Raw genomic sequence first — 417 nt, 5'->3', positions numbered from 1 at the left:
AAGAGACAGCTTCGAACCCGCTTTCCGGCTCGTCGCACTCCTCAACGACGACACGACCGACGTGGGCTCCGTCCACCTCGGGGCCGTCTACCTGGCGGACGCTTCCGGCCGCGCGGTCGCGATCCGCGAGACCGAGAAGCTCGAAGGCGCCTTCGCCGAGCCGGCCGAGGTGGCGGCGGTTGCGGATCGACTCGAATCGTGGAGCCAGCTGACGTTCGAGTATCTGGAGACGACCGCAGTACGATAGGGCCGTCGGAGGTCCCCGTGGCCCGTCACATCGGCCGGTTCCTGTTCGCGATCCCACTGCTCCTCGGGATCGTCACGTTGTTCGCCGGAGCGTCTGCACGCGCAGCGGGTGCGTCCGTGGCCGTCCTGCCGGCGACCGGCGTCGTCGACAACGTGCTCGCGGGCTACCTC

At 68.8% G+C, this 417-nt stretch carries 1 protein-coding gene; it reads left to right on the top strand.

The genetic code is table 11. The features are described from left to right. The coding region (locus tag I6F37_RS41910) for a hypothetical protein (protein ID WP_225154660.1) at positions 1-247 on the top strand (247 nt) is incomplete at its 5' end. Between the last annotated feature and the right edge of the window lie 170 nt (positions 248-417).

Source organism: Bradyrhizobium sp. NBAIM08, from assembly GCF_020193935.1.
In the GTDB taxonomy this organism is placed as follows: Bacteria; Pseudomonadota; Alphaproteobacteria; order Rhizobiales; family Xanthobacteraceae; genus Bradyrhizobium; species Bradyrhizobium yuanmingense.
Note: the sequence above shows the minus strand (reverse complement) of the source record. Positions and strands in the feature narration are given on the sequence as shown.